Origin of the sequence: Pedobacter cryotolerans, from assembly GCF_005116475.1 — a bacterium.
GTDB classification, from domain to species: domain Bacteria; phylum Bacteroidota; class Bacteroidia; order Sphingobacteriales; family Sphingobacteriaceae; genus Pedobacter; species Pedobacter cryotolerans.
The window spans coordinates 1-15,308 of the sequence record NZ_SWBO01000004.1 but is presented as its reverse complement, the minus strand read 5'-3'; the positions used below and the strand labels follow the sequence as shown (position 1 = coordinate 15,308).

Sequence of the window (15,308 nt, the reverse complement as noted above, 5' to 3'; positions counted from 1 at the left end):
TTATGAGATCAATTTGGAAAGGTTCGATAGGTTTTGGATTGGTTAACATTCCTGTAAAATTATACTCTGGCGTTCAAAACAGCAATCTAGATTTAGATATGTTGGACGAAAGAGACCATGCCAAAATCAAGTTTCAACGCATAAATGAAGATACCAGAAAAGAGGTTCCTTTTGATAAAATTGTTAAAGGTTTTTTCTTAAAAGATAAATATGTGATTTTAGATGAACATGATTTTGAAGAAGCTGCTCCAGAAAAGAATAAAATCATCGAATTAGAGAATTTTGTTGATATCAAGGCGATTAACCCTATTTATTACGAAACTTCTTATTATACCGAACCCGAAAAACAAGGCACAAAAGCTTATGCATTGTTGCTAAAGGCGCTAGAAAAATCTAAAAAAGCTGGAGTAGGCAGATTTGTTTTGCGCAGCACCGAAAATCTTTGCGTTATCCATCCAATGGATGGCGTAATTGTGATCACCAAAATCAGATTTCAGGAAGAAATTAGAACCCTAGCTGAAATTAAAAAAGTGGATACAAAAAGCATCCCTAAAAAAGAAATGGATGTGGGTTTAGCCTTGATAAAACAATACAGTTCTGAATTTGATATCGCTGCGTTTAAAGACACCTACAGCAACGAATTGCTTAAAATTATTAAGGCTAAAGCAAAAGGAAAACGTGCTGTAGTTAAGAAATTAAAACCTCAAAAAGCAACTAATGACAATCTTTATGATCAGTTGATGAAAAGCTTAAGCGGTAAAAAACAAGCTTAAACTTTTATCGTTAGCCAGAACTCAACTTCGTAATAATTTTTTTTAGGTCGATGCCTTTTCCAATTACAGGTTTAAAAATATCTCCAATACTTTCAATGCGATCAATAGCGTTAAAAATATGAAAATCTTTCATTTTTAATCCTTTTTTAACCTCATCCCACTCCAACGGCATGGATACTGTTGCTCCTGGTTTTGGTCTAACGGAATAAGGTGCTGCTATAGTAGCTTGAGCCCTATTTTGTAAAAAATCGAGATACATTTTCCCTCCCCTATCTTTTACAGCACGTTCTAAACTGGTGTATTTTGGTAATTCGTGATGCACTAACGTAACGATGATTTTAGCAAATTCTTTAGATTGATCGTAGGTATATTTTGCTCCCAATGGGATATAAATGTGTAAACCTGTTGAGCCACTTGTTTTGCAATAACTTGGCACGCCCATGTCATCTAAAATTTGCTTGGTAACTAGAGCGGCCTCAATAACTTGATCAAAGGTATTCTTGGCAGGATCTAAATCAATGATACACCATGTTGGGTGGTCTGGTTTTTTAATGGTGCTGCTCCATGGATTTATTTCAATGCAACCTAAACTAGCCATATATAAAAGTGTGGCTTTATTATTACCTAAAAGGAAATGTTTATCCTCCTCACTATCATTGCTATGGTATAAATACAAATTTGCCCAATCTGGCACTTTTCCAGTAACATCCTTTTGATAAAAACTTTGCCCATTTATCCCATTAGGAAAGCGATTTAAAGATTGTGGTCTATTTTTTAGATACGGCAGCATAATTGGTGCAACTTGCTCGTAATAATTAATTAAATCTCTTTTAGTAATTTTTTCTTTTGGCCAATAAATCTTGTTCAAATTGGTAAACTTCAACTCTTTGCCATCTACCTTTTTCCCTTGCGTATCTTCATCATTGTTCAAAAAAGTTTGTTTTGCATCCAATTTTTCTAACGCAATTTCCGTTTTAACTTTTTTGATTACTTTTTGAGTTGATTTTTCATTTTCCAAAACTACCTCATCTGCAGATTTATCAGTGCGCATACCTACTAAAGAAGGATGCCGCATCACCCCATCGGTGGTCATTTCGGTAAAATTAACTTCGCAAACCAGCTCGGGTTTTAACCAAGTAGCTTTTGCTTTTGGCAAATTAAATCTAAATTTATTTGGCTTGTTAATATCTGGCTCCGAACTAAATGCAGGTTCATCAATAATCAAATCCTTAAATTTAGCTAGCAAATCTTTTTGTTGTTTTATAGTAAAACCTGTACCTATTTTTCCGGTATAAATAAATTTGCCATTGTTAAAAACCCCTACCAACAATGAGCTAAATGGCTTAATGGTATCATCATTTTTAGTAAAACCACCAATTACCACTTCTTGCCTTTTATTTGCCTTTATTTTTAGCCAATTTCCACTTCTGTGGTTTGTTTCGTACGCACTTTTTTGATGTTTTGCTATCACTCCCTCCAATTCCATTTTAACCGCAGCAGCTAAAAATTCTGTTCCCGAGGTTAAAAAATGTTTGCTTATTCGTATCAACGGATGATCAATCATAATCTTTTCGAGGATAGATTTCCTAGCAGTTAACGGCAAATTTTTAAGATTATAACCTTCAAACCACATAATATCGAAAACATAATACATCAAATTACCATCTTTCTCACTTCGCCAATTCTGCAAAGCACCAAAATCTGCTGTTCCTTTGTCATTTACAACAATAATTTCACCATCTAAAACGGCATTTATTTTCCAATCTTTTAAAGCATTATAGATCGGATAAAATTTTTCGTTAAAAGATTGGTCGTTCCTAGATTTAAGCTCTAATGCAGCTTTGTTTTTAAAAGTTACAGCTCGGTAACCATCCCATTTTATTTCATATAACCAATCTTCGTCATCAACGGGTTCGTTTACCAAAGTGGCTAACATTGGCTTAAGCTTACTAAAAAATGCCTGTTTTTCGGCTTGTTTGAGTATTGTTTTTAAATCGGCTTCTGGTTCATCTATATCTTCATTAGATTCTATTTTTTTCTCAATTTTTAGAACAGGGTCTTTTTTTGTCAATTGCTTTTTATCGGTTTCTTTTGCATAGCTCTTACTTACTTGTTCAATAGTTTTTTTAGAAATTACCGATTTATCTTTTTTTGTAATGTCATCCGCCGATGCGTATTGATCATTATGTTTGATCAGCAACCAAGCATTTTCGCCCATCCCTTTGGTTTTTACCAGCGCAAATTCTCCTTTTAATTTTTTGCCATGCAAAATCATTTTAACCGAACCTTTTTTAAGCTCCTTTAAAAGATATTGCTCTTGCCCTTTAACGTTTTTATCTTTGGCTTCTAAGGCTTCATAAGTACCTTCATCCCAAACAATAACAGTACCTCCACCATATTCTCCTGCCGGGATAATCCCCTCAAAATCCTTATAATCAAATGGATGATCTTCAACCATCATGGCCAAACGTTTAGTTTTAGGATCGGTTGATGGACCTTTAGGCACAGCCCAACTTTTAAGTACACCATCCATTTCTAACCTAAAATCGTAATGCAAATGAGAAGCTGCATGTTTTTGTATCACAAAGCGAAGTTCTTTTCCATTTCCTGTTCCTCCTACTGGTTCGGAAGTGGCAGTAAACGACCTCTTTTTTTTATATTTTGATAAGCTCATGGATGATGATTTATTACAATAGCTTAAACACTATAGATTTTAAAATGTTTATGTTTCAGACAGTCAATAAAGCTGATTTAAATTATCTACCGATATGAAGAAACAGAAAAAGCAAGAAAACAAATCAAATCCCGATGAAAAATATCCGGTGCCGCCGTTCCCTAAACAAGAACAAAATCCGCCAGGTACTGAAAAAGATTTAAAACCTTTGGCAGATCATGGTGAGAAATCTTATCAAGGTAATGGCCGATTAAAAGGTAAAAAAGCAATCATTACAGGCGGAGATTCTGGAATTGGAAAAGCAATTGCTATCGCTTTTGCCAGAGAAGGTGCCGATGTTTTGATTAGCTATTTAAGTGATGAAGAAACCGAGGATGCAAATGATAGCGCAAAATGGGTGGAGGATGCTGGGCAAAAAGCCATTTTAATGAAAGGCGATATCCGAAAAGAAAGTCATTGCAAAAAAATTATTGATAAAGCAGTAGCAGCTTTCGGACAAATTGATATCCTAGTAAACAATGCTGCTTTTCAAATGGGTAGAGAAAGTTTAGCAGAAATCCCTACTGAAGAGTGGATTAAAACTTTCGACACCAACATTCATCCCATGTTTTATTTAAGCAAATCAGCGGTGCCGCACATGAAAAAAGGCAGTAGCATTATTAATACCACATCTGTAAATGCCTACAACCCTTCTGAAGTATTATTGCCTTATGCAGCAACTAAAGGTGCAATACAAAATTTCACAGCTAATTTAAGTCAGATTTTGTTAATGGAAGGCAAAGGTATTAGAGTTAATGCAGTTGCACCTGGTCCAATATGGACACCATTAATTCCATCTACCATGCCTAACGCCGAAAAATTTGGACAAGACACCCCAATGGGTAGGCCTGGCCAGCCTGTTGAAGTTGCACCAGCCTATGTTTTTTTAGCATCAGACGAGGCTAGCTATATTGCTGGAGCTACATTACCAGTTACTGGCGGAAGAATTACGATTTAGGGTTTAGGGTTTAGGGTTTAATTTAAAAATTTAATATCATGGAAAAGCATAATAAAACAAAAGAAAACAAGAAAGAGCAGCAAAAGGAAACTGGTGATGCAAAGGGAAAAGCATCATTCGATCAAAATGGTGAGGGTGCGGCGCCTAAATATGGCCAAGCAGGAAAAGATCCTAGCGAAACTAAAGAAGGTGCAGAAAAAGGAAAACTTTAATGTTTTCCTTTTTAATTTTAAGCTAATATTTTTGCAACTTTTTGTACAAATTCATCAATATCAAACGGCTTTGATATAAAATCATTAGCAGTGGATTTTTTATTAATATATAAAGCATTTGTGTTTGCAGACATGAGGAGTATTGGCATATTTTCTGTAGATGCATTAGCTTTTATCTTATTGCATAAATCCATCCCATTACCATCTGGCAACATAATATCTAAAACCAAAGCATCAGGTTTTATCAATTCAAATTTTTGCTCAAAATCACTAACATTAGCAAAAGCCTCAACCTCATAACCCTCACTTTCTAGTAAATAATGTACAAGTTCTCTGATATCATCGTTGTCTTCAACAACGTAAATATTTTTTTTCAAAATTTTATATTTAGTGATTCTAAATTTGGGGATGTTTCGCAAATATAAAAATCATATGTATAAACAGACATTTTATAGCAAATTAATTCAAATAACATTTTTACAAAGCTAATGTTTAACCAATCCTTCTGCTAAACATTTCCATTGAGGGTATGAAAAGCCAATTTTAGCAAACCAACCAATTAAAGTATTCCTCACCTTATCAAAAATGTTCGAAGCGGTGTTATTTGGCATTTCATTTCTTCCATGTATTTCGGCATAAACAACATTTCCTTTTCTTTTTACCTGAAAAGTAGAAGTAGCTTCAGCTTTAAAAAAGTGAGCGATTTCATTAAAACTTTTTAATGGATGATGTGATGGACGCACGCTAATGCTCAAAATTTCTTCATCTGCTATTTGCTGTGCTGTAATGGTTTCTACCCTCACCCAATCATAGCCATCGCCTACTTTGCTGCCAGGCCCAGGTATGTTAATCCTAATAAAATCACCTTCCTTAACCATACCAGCTATTTCCTGTCCTTTGCTATTCATCAATCTAAATATTGATGATGGAGCTTTGCAAATTTCATCCCACTGGTTTACATTCATCAACCTTTGTTTTGCTAGCTCAAAAAACATTTGAGCCTCCAATAAAGTGTTAAAACTTTTTTCGGATGACAAATCAAGTTTACTTCCAACACGCTGTTTAGGAATTAAAATACTATCCATTTTATGTAAATTAAGATTTACTCCATTAACAACACTACTATTTTTTTGTTGAAAAAATCTATTCTTAAACATTTTAAATTAACGAGTGTTCATGCTGTACAATAAAAAAACTTAACCAATGAAAACAGCAACAAAAAAAACAACAGCAACAAAAAAGCCAACAGGCAAAACCGGAAAAATGGAAAACTCAGAATTTCATGAGTTTTTTGTAGATGAACTTAAAGACATTTACTGGGCCGAAAAACATTTAGTTAAAGCATTGCCAAAAATGCAAAAAGCAGCAACTAGTACTGAACTTGCAGCTGCTTTTGAGAAGCATACGCAAGAAACACAAACCCACATCGAAACTTTAGAGCAAATTTTTGAATTGCTTGGAGAAAAAGCAGTTGCTAAAAAATGTGATGCAATGGCGGGTTTGCTAGAAGAAGCAACCGGAATTATTGAAGATACCGACAAAGGTACAATGATACGTGATGCAGGGTTGATTTTAGCTGCTCAAAAAGTAGAACATTATGAAATTGCAACTTACGGAACATTACGTACGTTTGCCGAAAACATGGGCCATACCGATGTACAGGAGCTTTTACAGCAAACTTTAGACAACGAAAAAGAAACTGATGTTGCTTTAACAGCAGTAGCAGAAAACTTTGTAAATGAGCAAGCGTCTGCAGAATAACTAAGTTTGATTAAATCTTACAAATTAACCACAGATCAATTCTATTGTAAAAGCAATAAGATTTTTCTGTGGTTTTTTTAATAGCATACTACTAAAACATTACCACAAAAGTTATTGTTATTCTTTTAACAAAATCAATACCTATGTTAATATTATTACCTAACCTGCCAGATCATGTTTTTGGTGTTAAAGCCGTTGGCGAAGTTACTGCTGATGATTTAAAAAGTGTGCTTTTACCTGGCTTAGAAGTTATAAAAGCCAAATATGGCGAAATACATTACATACTTGTTTTAGAAACCAAAGTAGAAAATTTTACCGCTGGCGCATGGTTTCAGGATATGGTTGCCGGTTTAAAGCACCTAACCGCTTGGAAAAAAATGGCTATCGTTACCGATCAAAAAGCAGTAGAAAAATTTACTGATGCTTTTAGCTATGTTACACCACGAGAAGCAAAAGGATTTGCGTTAACAGCACTAAATGAGGCAATAACTTGGGTAAGTTTAAAATCATAACATCATGGGATTAATTAAAAATATTACCGCAGGTTTTATTGGCTCAGTTGCCCTAAACCTTTTGCACGAAACACTTAGAAAAAACGCCACTAACGTTCCACACATAAATATCATTGGCGAACAGGCTATAAACAAAACATTGAGTAAATACGGCACGCCAATTACCAATCCAGAGGAGTTACACAATGTAACGCTTAAAGCAGATATTATTGCAAATACCATATATTACAGTTTAATTGGCGGCAATAAAAACCTCATTTGGCCCAAAGCCATTTTTTTAGGCTTAAGTGCTGGCATTGGTGCATTAAAATTACCCGAACCAATGGGCTTAAATCCTGAACCTGTAACCAGAACTAACCAAACAAAAGCGTTAACCGTTGGTTACTATCTTTTTGGAGCATTGGTAACTGCTTATGTGTTAAAAACATTTTCAAAAAAATAATCAACCTAAACCTAAACCTACCATGGAAAACTCAAGAGATAGCGCTAACAATACGCAGAACACACAAGATCATATTAAAACATTAGAAGGAAAAGATGCGGTTAAAAAACTAAAAGACTTGGCTAAAAGTGCCGAAAACTGCTTTTTCTGTACCAATATTAAAACTGGCTTACCTGTATCTGTTAGGCCAATGTCTGTACAAGATATTGATGATGAAGGTAACTTGTGGTTCATCAGCATGATTGATAGCAACAAAAACGAAGAAATTAAACAAGATCCTTTTACGCAGCTTTTCTTTCAAGAGAACAAAAATTCTGGTTTTTTAAGCGTTTACGGCATAGCCGAAGTTGTAAAAGATCAGGCAAAAATGGATGAACTATGGAATCCATTCTTAAAAGTTTGGTTCCAGAATGGAAAAGACGACCCGAACATCGGATTAATTAAAATTACCCCTACAAATGTGTACTATTGGGATACCAAACATGGCGAAGCTGTAGCATTTATAAAAATGGCTGCTTCAATTATCACAGGTAAAACCATGGACGATTCTGTTGAAGGTAAACTCGAAGTATAAAATAAAACTAAATTATCGCAAAAATGAAGAGATTAAAAATAGAGCGTAAACAAGTAAAAGTATATCCAGATTCTAAAAGAGTAATTGCCAGATTTTTCTTTAATGGCGATGATAGAGCTAAGGAAGTAATTAAAAAAGTGCTTACACTTAACAAAGATCAAGTTTTTGCGATCATTTCGCCGCTTCTTCAAGAGTATTCTAAAAGGCATCGAAACATTACCAAAATCTTATCAAGGCATTGCAAAAAGCTAAAACCTTTGTTCGAGAAAATGGATATCGATTACCATGATTTAGATCAACATTGTAAACTGTTAATAGGTTCTTATTTTACGCACGAATATTCTATCGAATCGGCTGCTTTTTTTAATCCTTCAATCATCGAAGATCCAGATCAAACAGATTTAGTTGAAGGTCAAAGAAGATTAATTATCAGTTTTAGGGCAGTTGGCGAAGGTCACATCTCATCCATTGTTTTTAGAAGAGCCTTAATTGATAGTCAAAACAACATTACGGTAATGCCAGTTGGCGATTATGTTGATGAGGCCGAAGTAATAAGAAATGCAACCTACAATAAAAAACTATTTCTCGAAAAAGGCATCACATCCTTAATTGATAAAGATATTTTAGCCAAACTTGATGCTAAATTAGATGAACAATTCGATTACATCACCCTTAAAAAAGTTATTGCCGAGGCTCAAGCTTTAGAAAATAATTCAGAAAAAGATGTAGAATTTGAAAAGGTATTGTGGCTTTCTGATTCATATTACGAAATCGTTTTTTCTTTAGACACCGATATATCAGACCGTGTAATTTTCCCAATATCAGAGTTCGAACGTAAAGGAATTGAAGATGCCCGTTTTACCAAATTTACGCATGACGATGGTTCATCAGCCTATTATGCAACTTACACCGCTTACGATGGCCATATCATCCTCCCTAAATTGTTAAAAACCAAAGATTTTTACGATTTTACCGTTGGCCCATTATTTGGCGCAGGTGCACAAAACAAAAATTTAGCACTTTTCCCTCGTAAAATTAATGGCAAATACGCCATGTTGGCTCGTATAGATGGCATCAACAATTACATCATGTATTCAGATAAAATCAATATCTGGGAAAATCCAATTAAATTTCAAGAACCAAAATACAGTTGGGAGTTTGTACAATTAGGCAATTGCGGCTCGCCGATAGAAACAAAAGATGGTTGGTTAATTATTACTCATGCAGTTGGCCCGATGCGTAGGTATTGTTTAAGCGCTACATTGTTAGATTTAAATGATCCAACAATAGAAATTGGTCGTTTAAGTGAGCCTTTACTTATTCCAAATCCCGATGAACGCGAAGGTTATGTACCAAATGTGGTTTACTCATGCGGTTCTATCATTAATAATGGCGAGCTAATCTTACCTTATGGCCTTTCAGATTATTCTTCATCATTTGCTACTGTAAACTTAGAAAGCTTGTTAGATCGACTTAAAAACTCACCTGAGTAATATTTTGAAGCGCAGTTTCAGAACAATAATTAATGTTCGTCCCGCTTTCCGCTAAATTCCCAATCCGATGAAAAATCGAATCGGGAGATACCGCTGCAATCATGGCTAAAAACATCAGCCTCTGCTAAAAACGAAAATATAACGCATAAAAAAGGAGCTTAGAAATATTTCAAAGCTCCTTTTTTATGTAAGTAGTTTTCTCACTTATTGATCTTTAACAAACTTTCAGTTTTTTTTAAACCATTAAGTTTATTTTCGTACTTAAAAGCCTTTAAAACAGTTAAATGCGATATCAGGTAAGCCAATGTACTTTCAGCACCCTGATTTCTGTTTACACCTCCACTTTGTAAACCATCAGCACAACCTTTAGTTTCGGTATCATATAACGGAATTCTAAGCGTATTCTCGCCCAAAAACCATAAATAACTGGTAAACATTTTCTTTAAATATTCTTGCTCTCGGGTAACTACATAAGCTTGGTGGTACATTAAAACCATCGCCATAATTTCAATTGCCTGCTGATCGTACATAGGAACTGCTTTATTGCCCTTTAAGTGCCAACCATTGTTCCCCACTGGGTTAACAGTACTTAAACTAAAAGTAATTTTTTCTAAATATTTTAATGATTCATGCGCAATTTCAATCACATCTTCCCTACCCGTAATTTCTGCAACGTGAAAAAGTGCTAACGGAAAAATAGCGTTATCATAAGTTAAATGATTTTCGAACCAATGCCATTCCTCATCTTTGGTGTTTTTGTACGATTCGATGAGCTTATTGGTTAACAAATTCAATTCATTTAAAATTCTTTCATCGTAAGGATGCGTTTTTAGGTAATAACTTACACCTGTTATGGTATTACAAATTCCGCGTAAATGTGTGAGATTTTTAAAATGATTAACCGACTTAAAGAAAAGTTCATAGCCAAATTCGGCATAAGATCTATTTGGAGAGGTATGAATTAAATAACCCAACGACCAAACCGTTCTTCCAAATGAATCGTCAGAACCTTCTTCATCTAAATATTGTCTGCTAAAACTTGTAAAATTCCTAAAATTACCGTTGTCCAACTGTAAATCGTGTATGTAACTTAGGTAAATAGGGATAAGGTTTAAAGCATCAACATCTTTATTTTCTTGATAGGCCATTAAAGCCATTATTAAAGCCCGCGAATTGTCGTCAATGCAATATCCTTCCTTTCTATTTGGCACGCCAAATTTAGCATGTTGAAAAATACCAGTATCATCTGTTAACCTTTTAACATACGATAAATCAAATTCTGGAATTACACTTCTGTCTACAATTTGACGCAAAATTTTATCGCTGTAATCCACATGCTTTGTTGCCTTTTCAATTACATTAATAAATGATTTACCAATTTTTGGCCACCTCAATTTTAACCCATAGTTATAGGCGTTTCTTTTTAGTGCTGTAAGTTTATCTGTATTTTCTAATAGCTGATTAACAATTTCTGCCAATCCAATATGATCTTTAAAATTAAAAAAGCGACCTCTATTGTCATCAAGCAATTCCTGTGCGTGCCAATACGGAGTGCTTACCACTGCAGCACCAGCACCTACTGCGTAAGACAGTGTTCCACTGGTAATCTGAGCTTCATTAAAATAAGGGGTTACATAAATATCTGCAGCCGTTAAATAGTCAATCAACTCTTCCTCAGCAACAAACCGGTTCATAAAAATTAAATGATCAGCAACATTCAAATCTAAAGCAAGTTGTTTCAAATAATCTCTATACTCCTCACCAGAATCTTTAACAACCCCTGGGTGCGTATTACCTAAAATAACATAAACCGCATCAGGATTATTTTTTACAATTTGAGGCAAAGCTTTAACAACAGTTTCTAAGCCTTTATTTCTGCTAATCAAACCAAAAGTTAATAAGATTTTTTTGTCTATTAATTCTGGCAATTGTTTAATCGGATTTATTTCTGGTGCCTCCAAATCTGGCACACCATGCTCAATAACCTGAATTTTAGTGCTTGGGATGTCATAAATATTTTGCAAAAACCCAACAGCCTTATTACTCATTACCACAATTTTAGCCGATCTTTTAGCAATTTCTTTTATAATAGATTTTTGCAAATAGGTAGGTGTATTTAAAATGGTGTGTAAAATAGAAATAATTGGCTTTTCTATTTGATTAATGAATGGCAGAACATAAATACCACTTTCTCCACCATAAATTCCAAATTCATGCTGTAAAATGCAGGCGTCTACATCGCTTTCGTTAATAAATTTTGCTGCTTCGCTGTAATCATCTTGGTTATTCTGTCTAATAATGAAATTTACTTCTTCAGGATATTTATATTCATCCACATCATCAGAATTGTTCATGGCAATTACCATACTTGTTTCTAATAATGATGAATTAGTGAAATTAGCGTTTAAAGCTTTAATTAAGTTGTTATTAAAAGTAGCTAATCCGCACTCACGAGGTGGATAAGTAGAAATATAAGCGATTTTCATGTCGGTAATCGGGCTAAAAAGTAAAGGAACTTTGTGGGTAATACTAATGATTAACAATGTATTTGACTGTGTTGTTTTTAAAACATTTGCCATTGCTAATTAAAATGACATTCCTAAAAGGAGATATTTTTAAGCAATAAATATTTTAACAAGAAATATTTTGCTTTTTCGCTAGTTTAATGATAGATTTGCGTCCCGCTAAAGAAGAAATGCCCAGTTGGCGGAATTGGTAGACGCGCTGGTCTCAAACACCTGTGGGAAACCGTGCCGGTTCGACTCCGGCACTGGGTACTAATCGGACTTTTGTCCTGTTTTCGAAAGGGTTGCTCATAAAAAAGCAACCCTTTCTCTTTGATTATCAATAACTTATCCTCAAATACTGGGTTAATCAAGGGTGTTCTAAGTTCACCCTCACCCCATACCAGATTTTGTTTGAACACCCCCCTAATGATAGCATGCTTTTGATAGATGTTACATTTTTCATAAATATCAAAGATATTTTTCATGTAAGGTATGTAACCATCAAATACTGCATTTTCCGCAGTCTGAATCTTTTCATTTTTTCCCTTTAAGAGCAATTCCAGCGCCAATTTCTCTTCTTGAAATTTTGGAAACCACTTCTGATAAGTTGATTTCTCAATCTCATTGTTCACGTATCGCTCTTCCAGCAGGTAAATTTTTTCATTTATGCTTTTTAGGGCTTGAATATTTTTATTTTGCCTATCTTTCTTATGCTGCATTGGTTCTTCTGAAAGCAGCGCATGTGCCGCCGTTAGGAAAGCTACCTGATAAGGCCGGAAACTCAGCTCACGTAGCAGCTGATCGAACTTTTCATGGAGCATTTTGCCAGGCACATTGATATTCGTGTGCTCAACGCACCTGTAGTAAAGATAATACTGCCTTCTACCTTTAGACCAACCTGCGGTCATGCTCTGTCCACAGGCACATTTCAGAATTCCCCGTAATGGAAAGTCTTCGTCAGGCCTAACCTGTTGCCGACGTTTATTGACAAGCATCTTTTGTACCAACCAAAACTCTTCCTCCGATACAATCGGCGGATGGATTGCCTTTACATATTTTTCGGGCAATTCACGATATGCAGGAACCCTGATCAAACCAGCATAGACACAGTTGCTCAGGATATCCCTGATTGCTGAATGACCTTTATTGGTAAAGCCCATATCCTTGATACTTTTATGGATGATGTAAGGTGCTATCCCAAGAAGATAATCCCTGAATACTTTCTCAATGATAAATGCTTTTGTTTCATCTATTTCAATCAGATTGCGTTTGCTGCCGTCAACGATGTTGCGGTAACCATAGGGAGCCCTGCCCAGGTACCTTCCCTTTTCCTTTGCATTCCTTACCCCTTGTTTGGTCCGATGCCTGATATTGAAAAGCTCCTTATTGGCCATCAGGTAATCAAAGGCCCTTTTCATGAACACATCGGGATCGGTGGTATCCAGGTCCACCCTTTCACTGGTTGACAACACCTTCACACCATATTTTTCTTCCAATTCCGAGATTTTCATAAGTGCTTCTGGTAAATTACGGCTAAAACGATCATGATCCAGCACGATCAGGTACTGACATTTCCCCTTATGTTTTTTGATAAACGCCTCCAGTGCCTGGTAATCTGGCCGGTCAAAGGTGAAGCTCGACCGGCCGTTGTCCTTGAACATACCGACCACCTCCAGTTTATTCCGAAGGCAATAATCCCGGATGTTGGTTTCCTGGTATTCCAATGATTTGGACTGATCTTTTGCACTTAACCTCAAATATCCCAATGCATTCATAATTCCTCCTTTAATGTTATTTCAACAATGATTTCTGCTAATAAAGTTAGCAATTCAAATTCATTTAACGAAGGTTCTATTCCATTTTCTTCGCATATCTTTTCATATTTTTCTAGCAGTAAAACTGAAGAATTGTCCCTTTTCCGTCCCATGGCACCAATCATAAAACGCCAAGATCACAAACCTTTGAGAAGTATATTGACAATCTCCATGAAAAGCACTGTGTTTTGCAAATATGTTCCTGACAGGAATAAGGGTTCCAAACCCAAAAATCACTTAACCAAGCCATCTATTGAGAGTGGCGCCAGCCGAGTGTCTGAAGGACGCGAGGCTTTTTGGGGTTCGCCTTTGGGCGAACCCGTTTTACAATAAAAGCTAGACAGGCACAGGTGTGGAGCGAAAATCAGTCAGGTTCAGAAAGAAACCCTTCTGCTCCAAAGCCCCCAGTCTGAACATCGACCATAAAAGTGAAGCCCCCATGTTTGCCAGTACCGAATTGATGAACAAATCCTGTTTGCCCAGTGCCTGTGCAAGTGAACAGCTTGGCGCATTATTCTCCAGCTGGGACTCCATCTTTCCCCTATAGGTCTCGAATATATCGCATAGTGTTGAAATGGTATTGAATTTTTTGGATTCGGGCTGCTTGATCTCCTCGATAGTGGACAGCCAAACCTGCCCCGAGTTCCTGCCATTGCCAAGATCAAGCCAGTAAAGGGGTTTGTCCCTGTCATTGGACAATGCCCTGGTATCGTTCAATATCCCTGCGATTTTCTTTCTAGCGGAAACAGTGTCAACACAGGTAATGTTGATGTTAGCCTGTTTGGGACAGTCCTCGAACTTCCCAGCCACCGCCTTCCAGTTTGTGCCAAAAAATCGGTTGACCCGATTGGTCAGCGCAACAGCCTTGTTCATTCCGAGCTCGTGCTCGTTGAACAGTTGGCGACCAAGGTTGGACGGTTCAACGGTATCGGGATCAAAGATGGTCACGTTCAGCCCACAATGCACCGAGTCAAGCAGGGCAAAGTTCATCCTTGCAAGGGCGGTCAATATTTGGCTTCCCGTCCCACCTGCTCCTATGAGATTGACTGAAATCGGGTTGGTGGGGTTAAGGAAATAGGCAGGTAGGATGTGTATGTTAGTCTTTTGATTTTTCATTGGATGATGTCATTTAGTTTTCGGTTGGTTGGCTTTAGGAGGCGGTTGGGAAATCTCTTTCCGCTTTTGATTTGTGATTGCCAACCCATGGTCAACTCTTTCCCTTGCCACGCCCCATTCCGTATCGTATGGCTAAAGTGTATATTTCGGAGAAACTGACCATGTGATTCCGTGGCAAACTGACCACCTAATTTGCTGGCGAACGAACGTTGCAAATGCTATAGAAGCGTTAACAAAAGTAGTTATTTAAAGTTGTTTTTTATTGGAAGCTATTTTCTTGCACAGGCACCCTTTTCTTCCGCATTGATTCTCCCTTGAGTTCAATACGGTTGGCATCATGAACAATCCTATCCAATATTGCGTCGGCAATGGTTTTTTCACCAATCACTTCATGCCATTTGCTTACTGGCAGCTGTGAGGTAATGATAAGTGA

16 protein-coding genes, 1 tRNA gene and 1 pseudogene are annotated in these 15,308 nt (G+C 36.3%); 10 read left to right on the top strand and 8 right to left on the bottom strand.

Annotated elements, in window-relative coordinates; translation table 11 throughout:
- The first annotated feature begins 2 nt into the window (after positions 1-2).
- Positions 3-773: a non-homologous end joining protein Ku gene (gene ku, locus FA045_RS07895; RefSeq protein WP_136876271.1), complete on the top strand. Its 771-nt coding sequence runs from the start codon at positions 3-5 to the stop codon at positions 771-773.
- A gap of 10 nt (positions 774-783) precedes the next feature.
- Here the strand turns inward: ku and ligD are convergent, their stop codons facing one another.
- A complete protein-coding gene (gene ligD / locus FA045_RS07890; RefSeq protein ID WP_136876269.1) occupies positions 784-3,447 on the bottom strand; it encodes a DNA ligase D in 2,664 nt (887 codons plus the stop codon).
- A 94-nt stretch (positions 3,448-3,541) separates the two neighbouring features.
- On the opposite strand from ligD, the gene FA045_RS07885 reads away from it, so the two are divergent.
- Both FA045_RS07885 and FA045_RS18845 read left to right on the top strand, forming a co-directional pair.
- On the top strand, positions 3,542-4,444 hold the full coding sequence (locus FA045_RS07885) for an SDR family oxidoreductase (protein ID WP_136876267.1): 903 nt from the start codon (positions 3,542-3,544) through the stop codon (positions 4,442-4,444).
- 38 nt (positions 4,445-4,482) lie between these two features.
- On the top strand, positions 4,483-4,656 hold the full coding sequence (locus FA045_RS18845) for a hypothetical protein (RefSeq protein ID WP_169305032.1): 174 nt from the start codon (positions 4,483-4,485) through the stop codon (positions 4,654-4,656).
- 17 nt (positions 4,657-4,673) lie between these two features.
- Here the strand turns inward: FA045_RS18845 and FA045_RS07880 are convergent, their stop codons facing one another.
- Together FA045_RS07880 and FA045_RS07875 are read right to left on the bottom strand one after the other, a co-directional pair.
- Positions 4,674-5,033 (bottom strand): response regulator transcription factor, encoded by a 360-nt coding sequence (locus tag FA045_RS07880; RefSeq protein ID WP_136876265.1) that lies wholly within the window; start codon positions 5,031-5,033, stop codon positions 4,674-4,676.
- Between the two features lie 108 nt (positions 5,034-5,141).
- Positions 5,142-5,741 carry a hypothetical protein gene (locus FA045_RS07875; protein WP_136876263.1) on the bottom strand — a complete coding sequence of 200 codons (600 nt, stop codon included), beginning with the start codon at positions 5,739-5,741 and terminating at the stop codon, positions 5,142-5,144.
- A 118-nt stretch (positions 5,742-5,859) separates the two neighbouring features.
- On the opposite strand from FA045_RS07875, the gene FA045_RS07870 reads away from it, so the two are divergent.
- The 5 genes from FA045_RS07870 to FA045_RS07850 all read left to right on the top strand — a co-directional run bounded on the left by FA045_RS07870 (position 5,860) and on the right by FA045_RS07850 (position 9,438).
- Complete coding sequence (locus FA045_RS07870) at positions 5,860-6,417, top strand: YciE/YciF ferroxidase family protein (protein WP_136876261.1); 558 nt, start codon at positions 5,860-5,862, stop codon at positions 6,415-6,417.
- A gap of 143 nt (positions 6,418-6,560) precedes the next feature.
- A complete protein-coding gene (locus tag FA045_RS07865; RefSeq protein WP_136876259.1) occupies positions 6,561-6,929 on the top strand; it encodes a SpoIIAA family protein in 369 nt (122 codons plus the stop codon).
- Between the two features lie 4 nt (positions 6,930-6,933).
- Entirely contained in the window at positions 6,934-7,371 is a 438-nt protein-coding gene (locus FA045_RS07860; protein ID WP_136876257.1) for a hypothetical protein, read from the top strand.
- A gap of 22 nt (positions 7,372-7,393) precedes the next feature.
- Positions 7,394-7,945, top strand: a complete 552-nt coding sequence (locus tag FA045_RS07855; protein ID WP_136876255.1) for a pyridoxamine 5'-phosphate oxidase family protein — start codon at positions 7,394-7,396, stop codon at positions 7,943-7,945.
- A 23-nt stretch (positions 7,946-7,968) separates the two neighbouring features.
- Entirely contained in the window at positions 7,969-9,438 is a 1,470-nt protein-coding gene (locus tag FA045_RS07850) for a glycoside hydrolase family 130 protein (protein ID WP_136876252.1), read from the top strand.
- A 200-nt stretch (positions 9,439-9,638) separates the two neighbouring features.
- On the opposite strand, the gene FA045_RS07845 is transcribed toward FA045_RS07850, so the two are convergent.
- Positions 9,639-12,017 carry a glycosyltransferase family 4 protein gene (locus FA045_RS07845; protein WP_317130570.1) on the bottom strand — a complete coding sequence of 793 codons (2,379 nt, stop codon included), beginning with the start codon at positions 12,015-12,017 and terminating at the stop codon, positions 9,639-9,641.
- A 118-nt stretch (positions 12,018-12,135) separates the two neighbouring features.
- Between FA045_RS07845 and FA045_RS07840 the strand changes: the two genes are divergently transcribed.
- Together FA045_RS07840 and FA045_RS07835 are read left to right on the top strand one after the other, a co-directional pair.
- A tRNA-Leu gene (locus FA045_RS07840) sits at positions 12,136-12,215 on the top strand.
- A gap of 316 nt (positions 12,216-12,531) precedes the next feature.
- The gene (locus FA045_RS07835; protein WP_136876250.1) at positions 12,532-12,783 is read left to right on the top strand and encodes a hypothetical protein; all 252 of its coding nucleotides are present in this window, start codon (positions 12,532-12,534) and stop codon (positions 12,781-12,783) included.
- A 16-nt stretch (positions 12,784-12,799) separates the two neighbouring features.
- Here the strand turns inward: FA045_RS07835 and FA045_RS19195 are convergent.
- The 4 genes and pseudogenes from FA045_RS19195 to FA045_RS07820 all read right to left on the bottom strand — a co-directional run.
- Positions 12,800-13,720 (bottom strand): annotated as a pseudogene (locus FA045_RS19195) (recombinase family protein); the annotation flags it as partial.
- A complete protein-coding gene (locus FA045_RS18840; RefSeq protein WP_169305031.1) occupies positions 13,717-13,872 on the bottom strand; it encodes a hypothetical protein in 156 nt (51 codons plus the stop codon). The gene FA045_RS18840 and the pseudogene FA045_RS19195, both read right to left, overlap by 4 nt.
- A gap of 223 nt (positions 13,873-14,095) precedes the next feature.
- Entirely contained in the window at positions 14,096-14,875 is a 780-nt protein-coding gene (locus FA045_RS07825) for a PRTRC system ThiF family protein (RefSeq protein WP_136876248.1), read from the bottom strand.
- 259 nt (positions 14,876-15,134) lie between these two features.
- The coding region (locus tag FA045_RS07820; protein WP_169305030.1) for an ATP-binding protein at positions 15,135-15,308 on the bottom strand (174 nt) is incomplete at its 5' end.

Excerpts from the sequence above, each read along its gene's own strand:
- ku (WP_136876271.1), top strand. The coding sequence starts at position 3 with ATGAGATCAATTTGGAAAGGTTCGATAGGTTTTGGATTGGTTAACATT.
- ligD (WP_136876269.1), bottom strand. The coding sequence starts at position 3,447 with ATGAGCTTATCAAAATATAAAAAAAAGAGGTCGTTTACTGCCACTTCC.
- FA045_RS07885 (WP_136876267.1), top strand. The coding sequence starts at position 3,542 with ATGAAGAAACAGAAAAAGCAAGAAAACAAATCAAATCCCGATGAAAAA.
- FA045_RS18845 (WP_169305032.1), top strand. The coding sequence starts at position 4,483 with ATGGAAAAGCATAATAAAACAAAAGAAAACAAGAAAGAGCAGCAAAAG.
- FA045_RS07875 (WP_136876263.1), bottom strand. The coding sequence starts at position 5,741 with ATGGATAGTATTTTAATTCCTAAACAGCGTGTTGGAAGTAAACTTGAT.
- FA045_RS07870 (WP_136876261.1), top strand. The coding sequence starts at position 5,860 with ATGAAAACAGCAACAAAAAAAACAACAGCAACAAAAAAGCCAACAGGC.
- FA045_RS07865 (WP_136876259.1), top strand. The coding sequence starts at position 6,561 with ATGTTAATATTATTACCTAACCTGCCAGATCATGTTTTTGGTGTTAAA.
- FA045_RS07860 (WP_136876257.1), top strand. The coding sequence starts at position 6,934 with ATGGGATTAATTAAAAATATTACCGCAGGTTTTATTGGCTCAGTTGCC.
- FA045_RS07855 (WP_136876255.1), top strand. The coding sequence starts at position 7,394 with ATGGAAAACTCAAGAGATAGCGCTAACAATACGCAGAACACACAAGAT.
- FA045_RS07850 (WP_136876252.1), top strand. The coding sequence starts at position 7,969 with ATGAAGAGATTAAAAATAGAGCGTAAACAAGTAAAAGTATATCCAGAT.
- FA045_RS07845 (WP_317130570.1), bottom strand. The coding sequence starts at position 12,017 with ATGGCAAATGTTTTAAAAACAACACAGTCAAATACATTGTTAATCATT.
- FA045_RS18840 (WP_169305031.1), bottom strand. The coding sequence starts at position 13,872 with ATGGGACGGAAAAGGGACAATTCTTCAGTTTTACTGCTAGAAAAATAT.
- FA045_RS07825 (WP_136876248.1), bottom strand. The coding sequence starts at position 14,875 with ATGAAAAATCAAAAGACTAACATACACATCCTACCTGCCTATTTCCTT.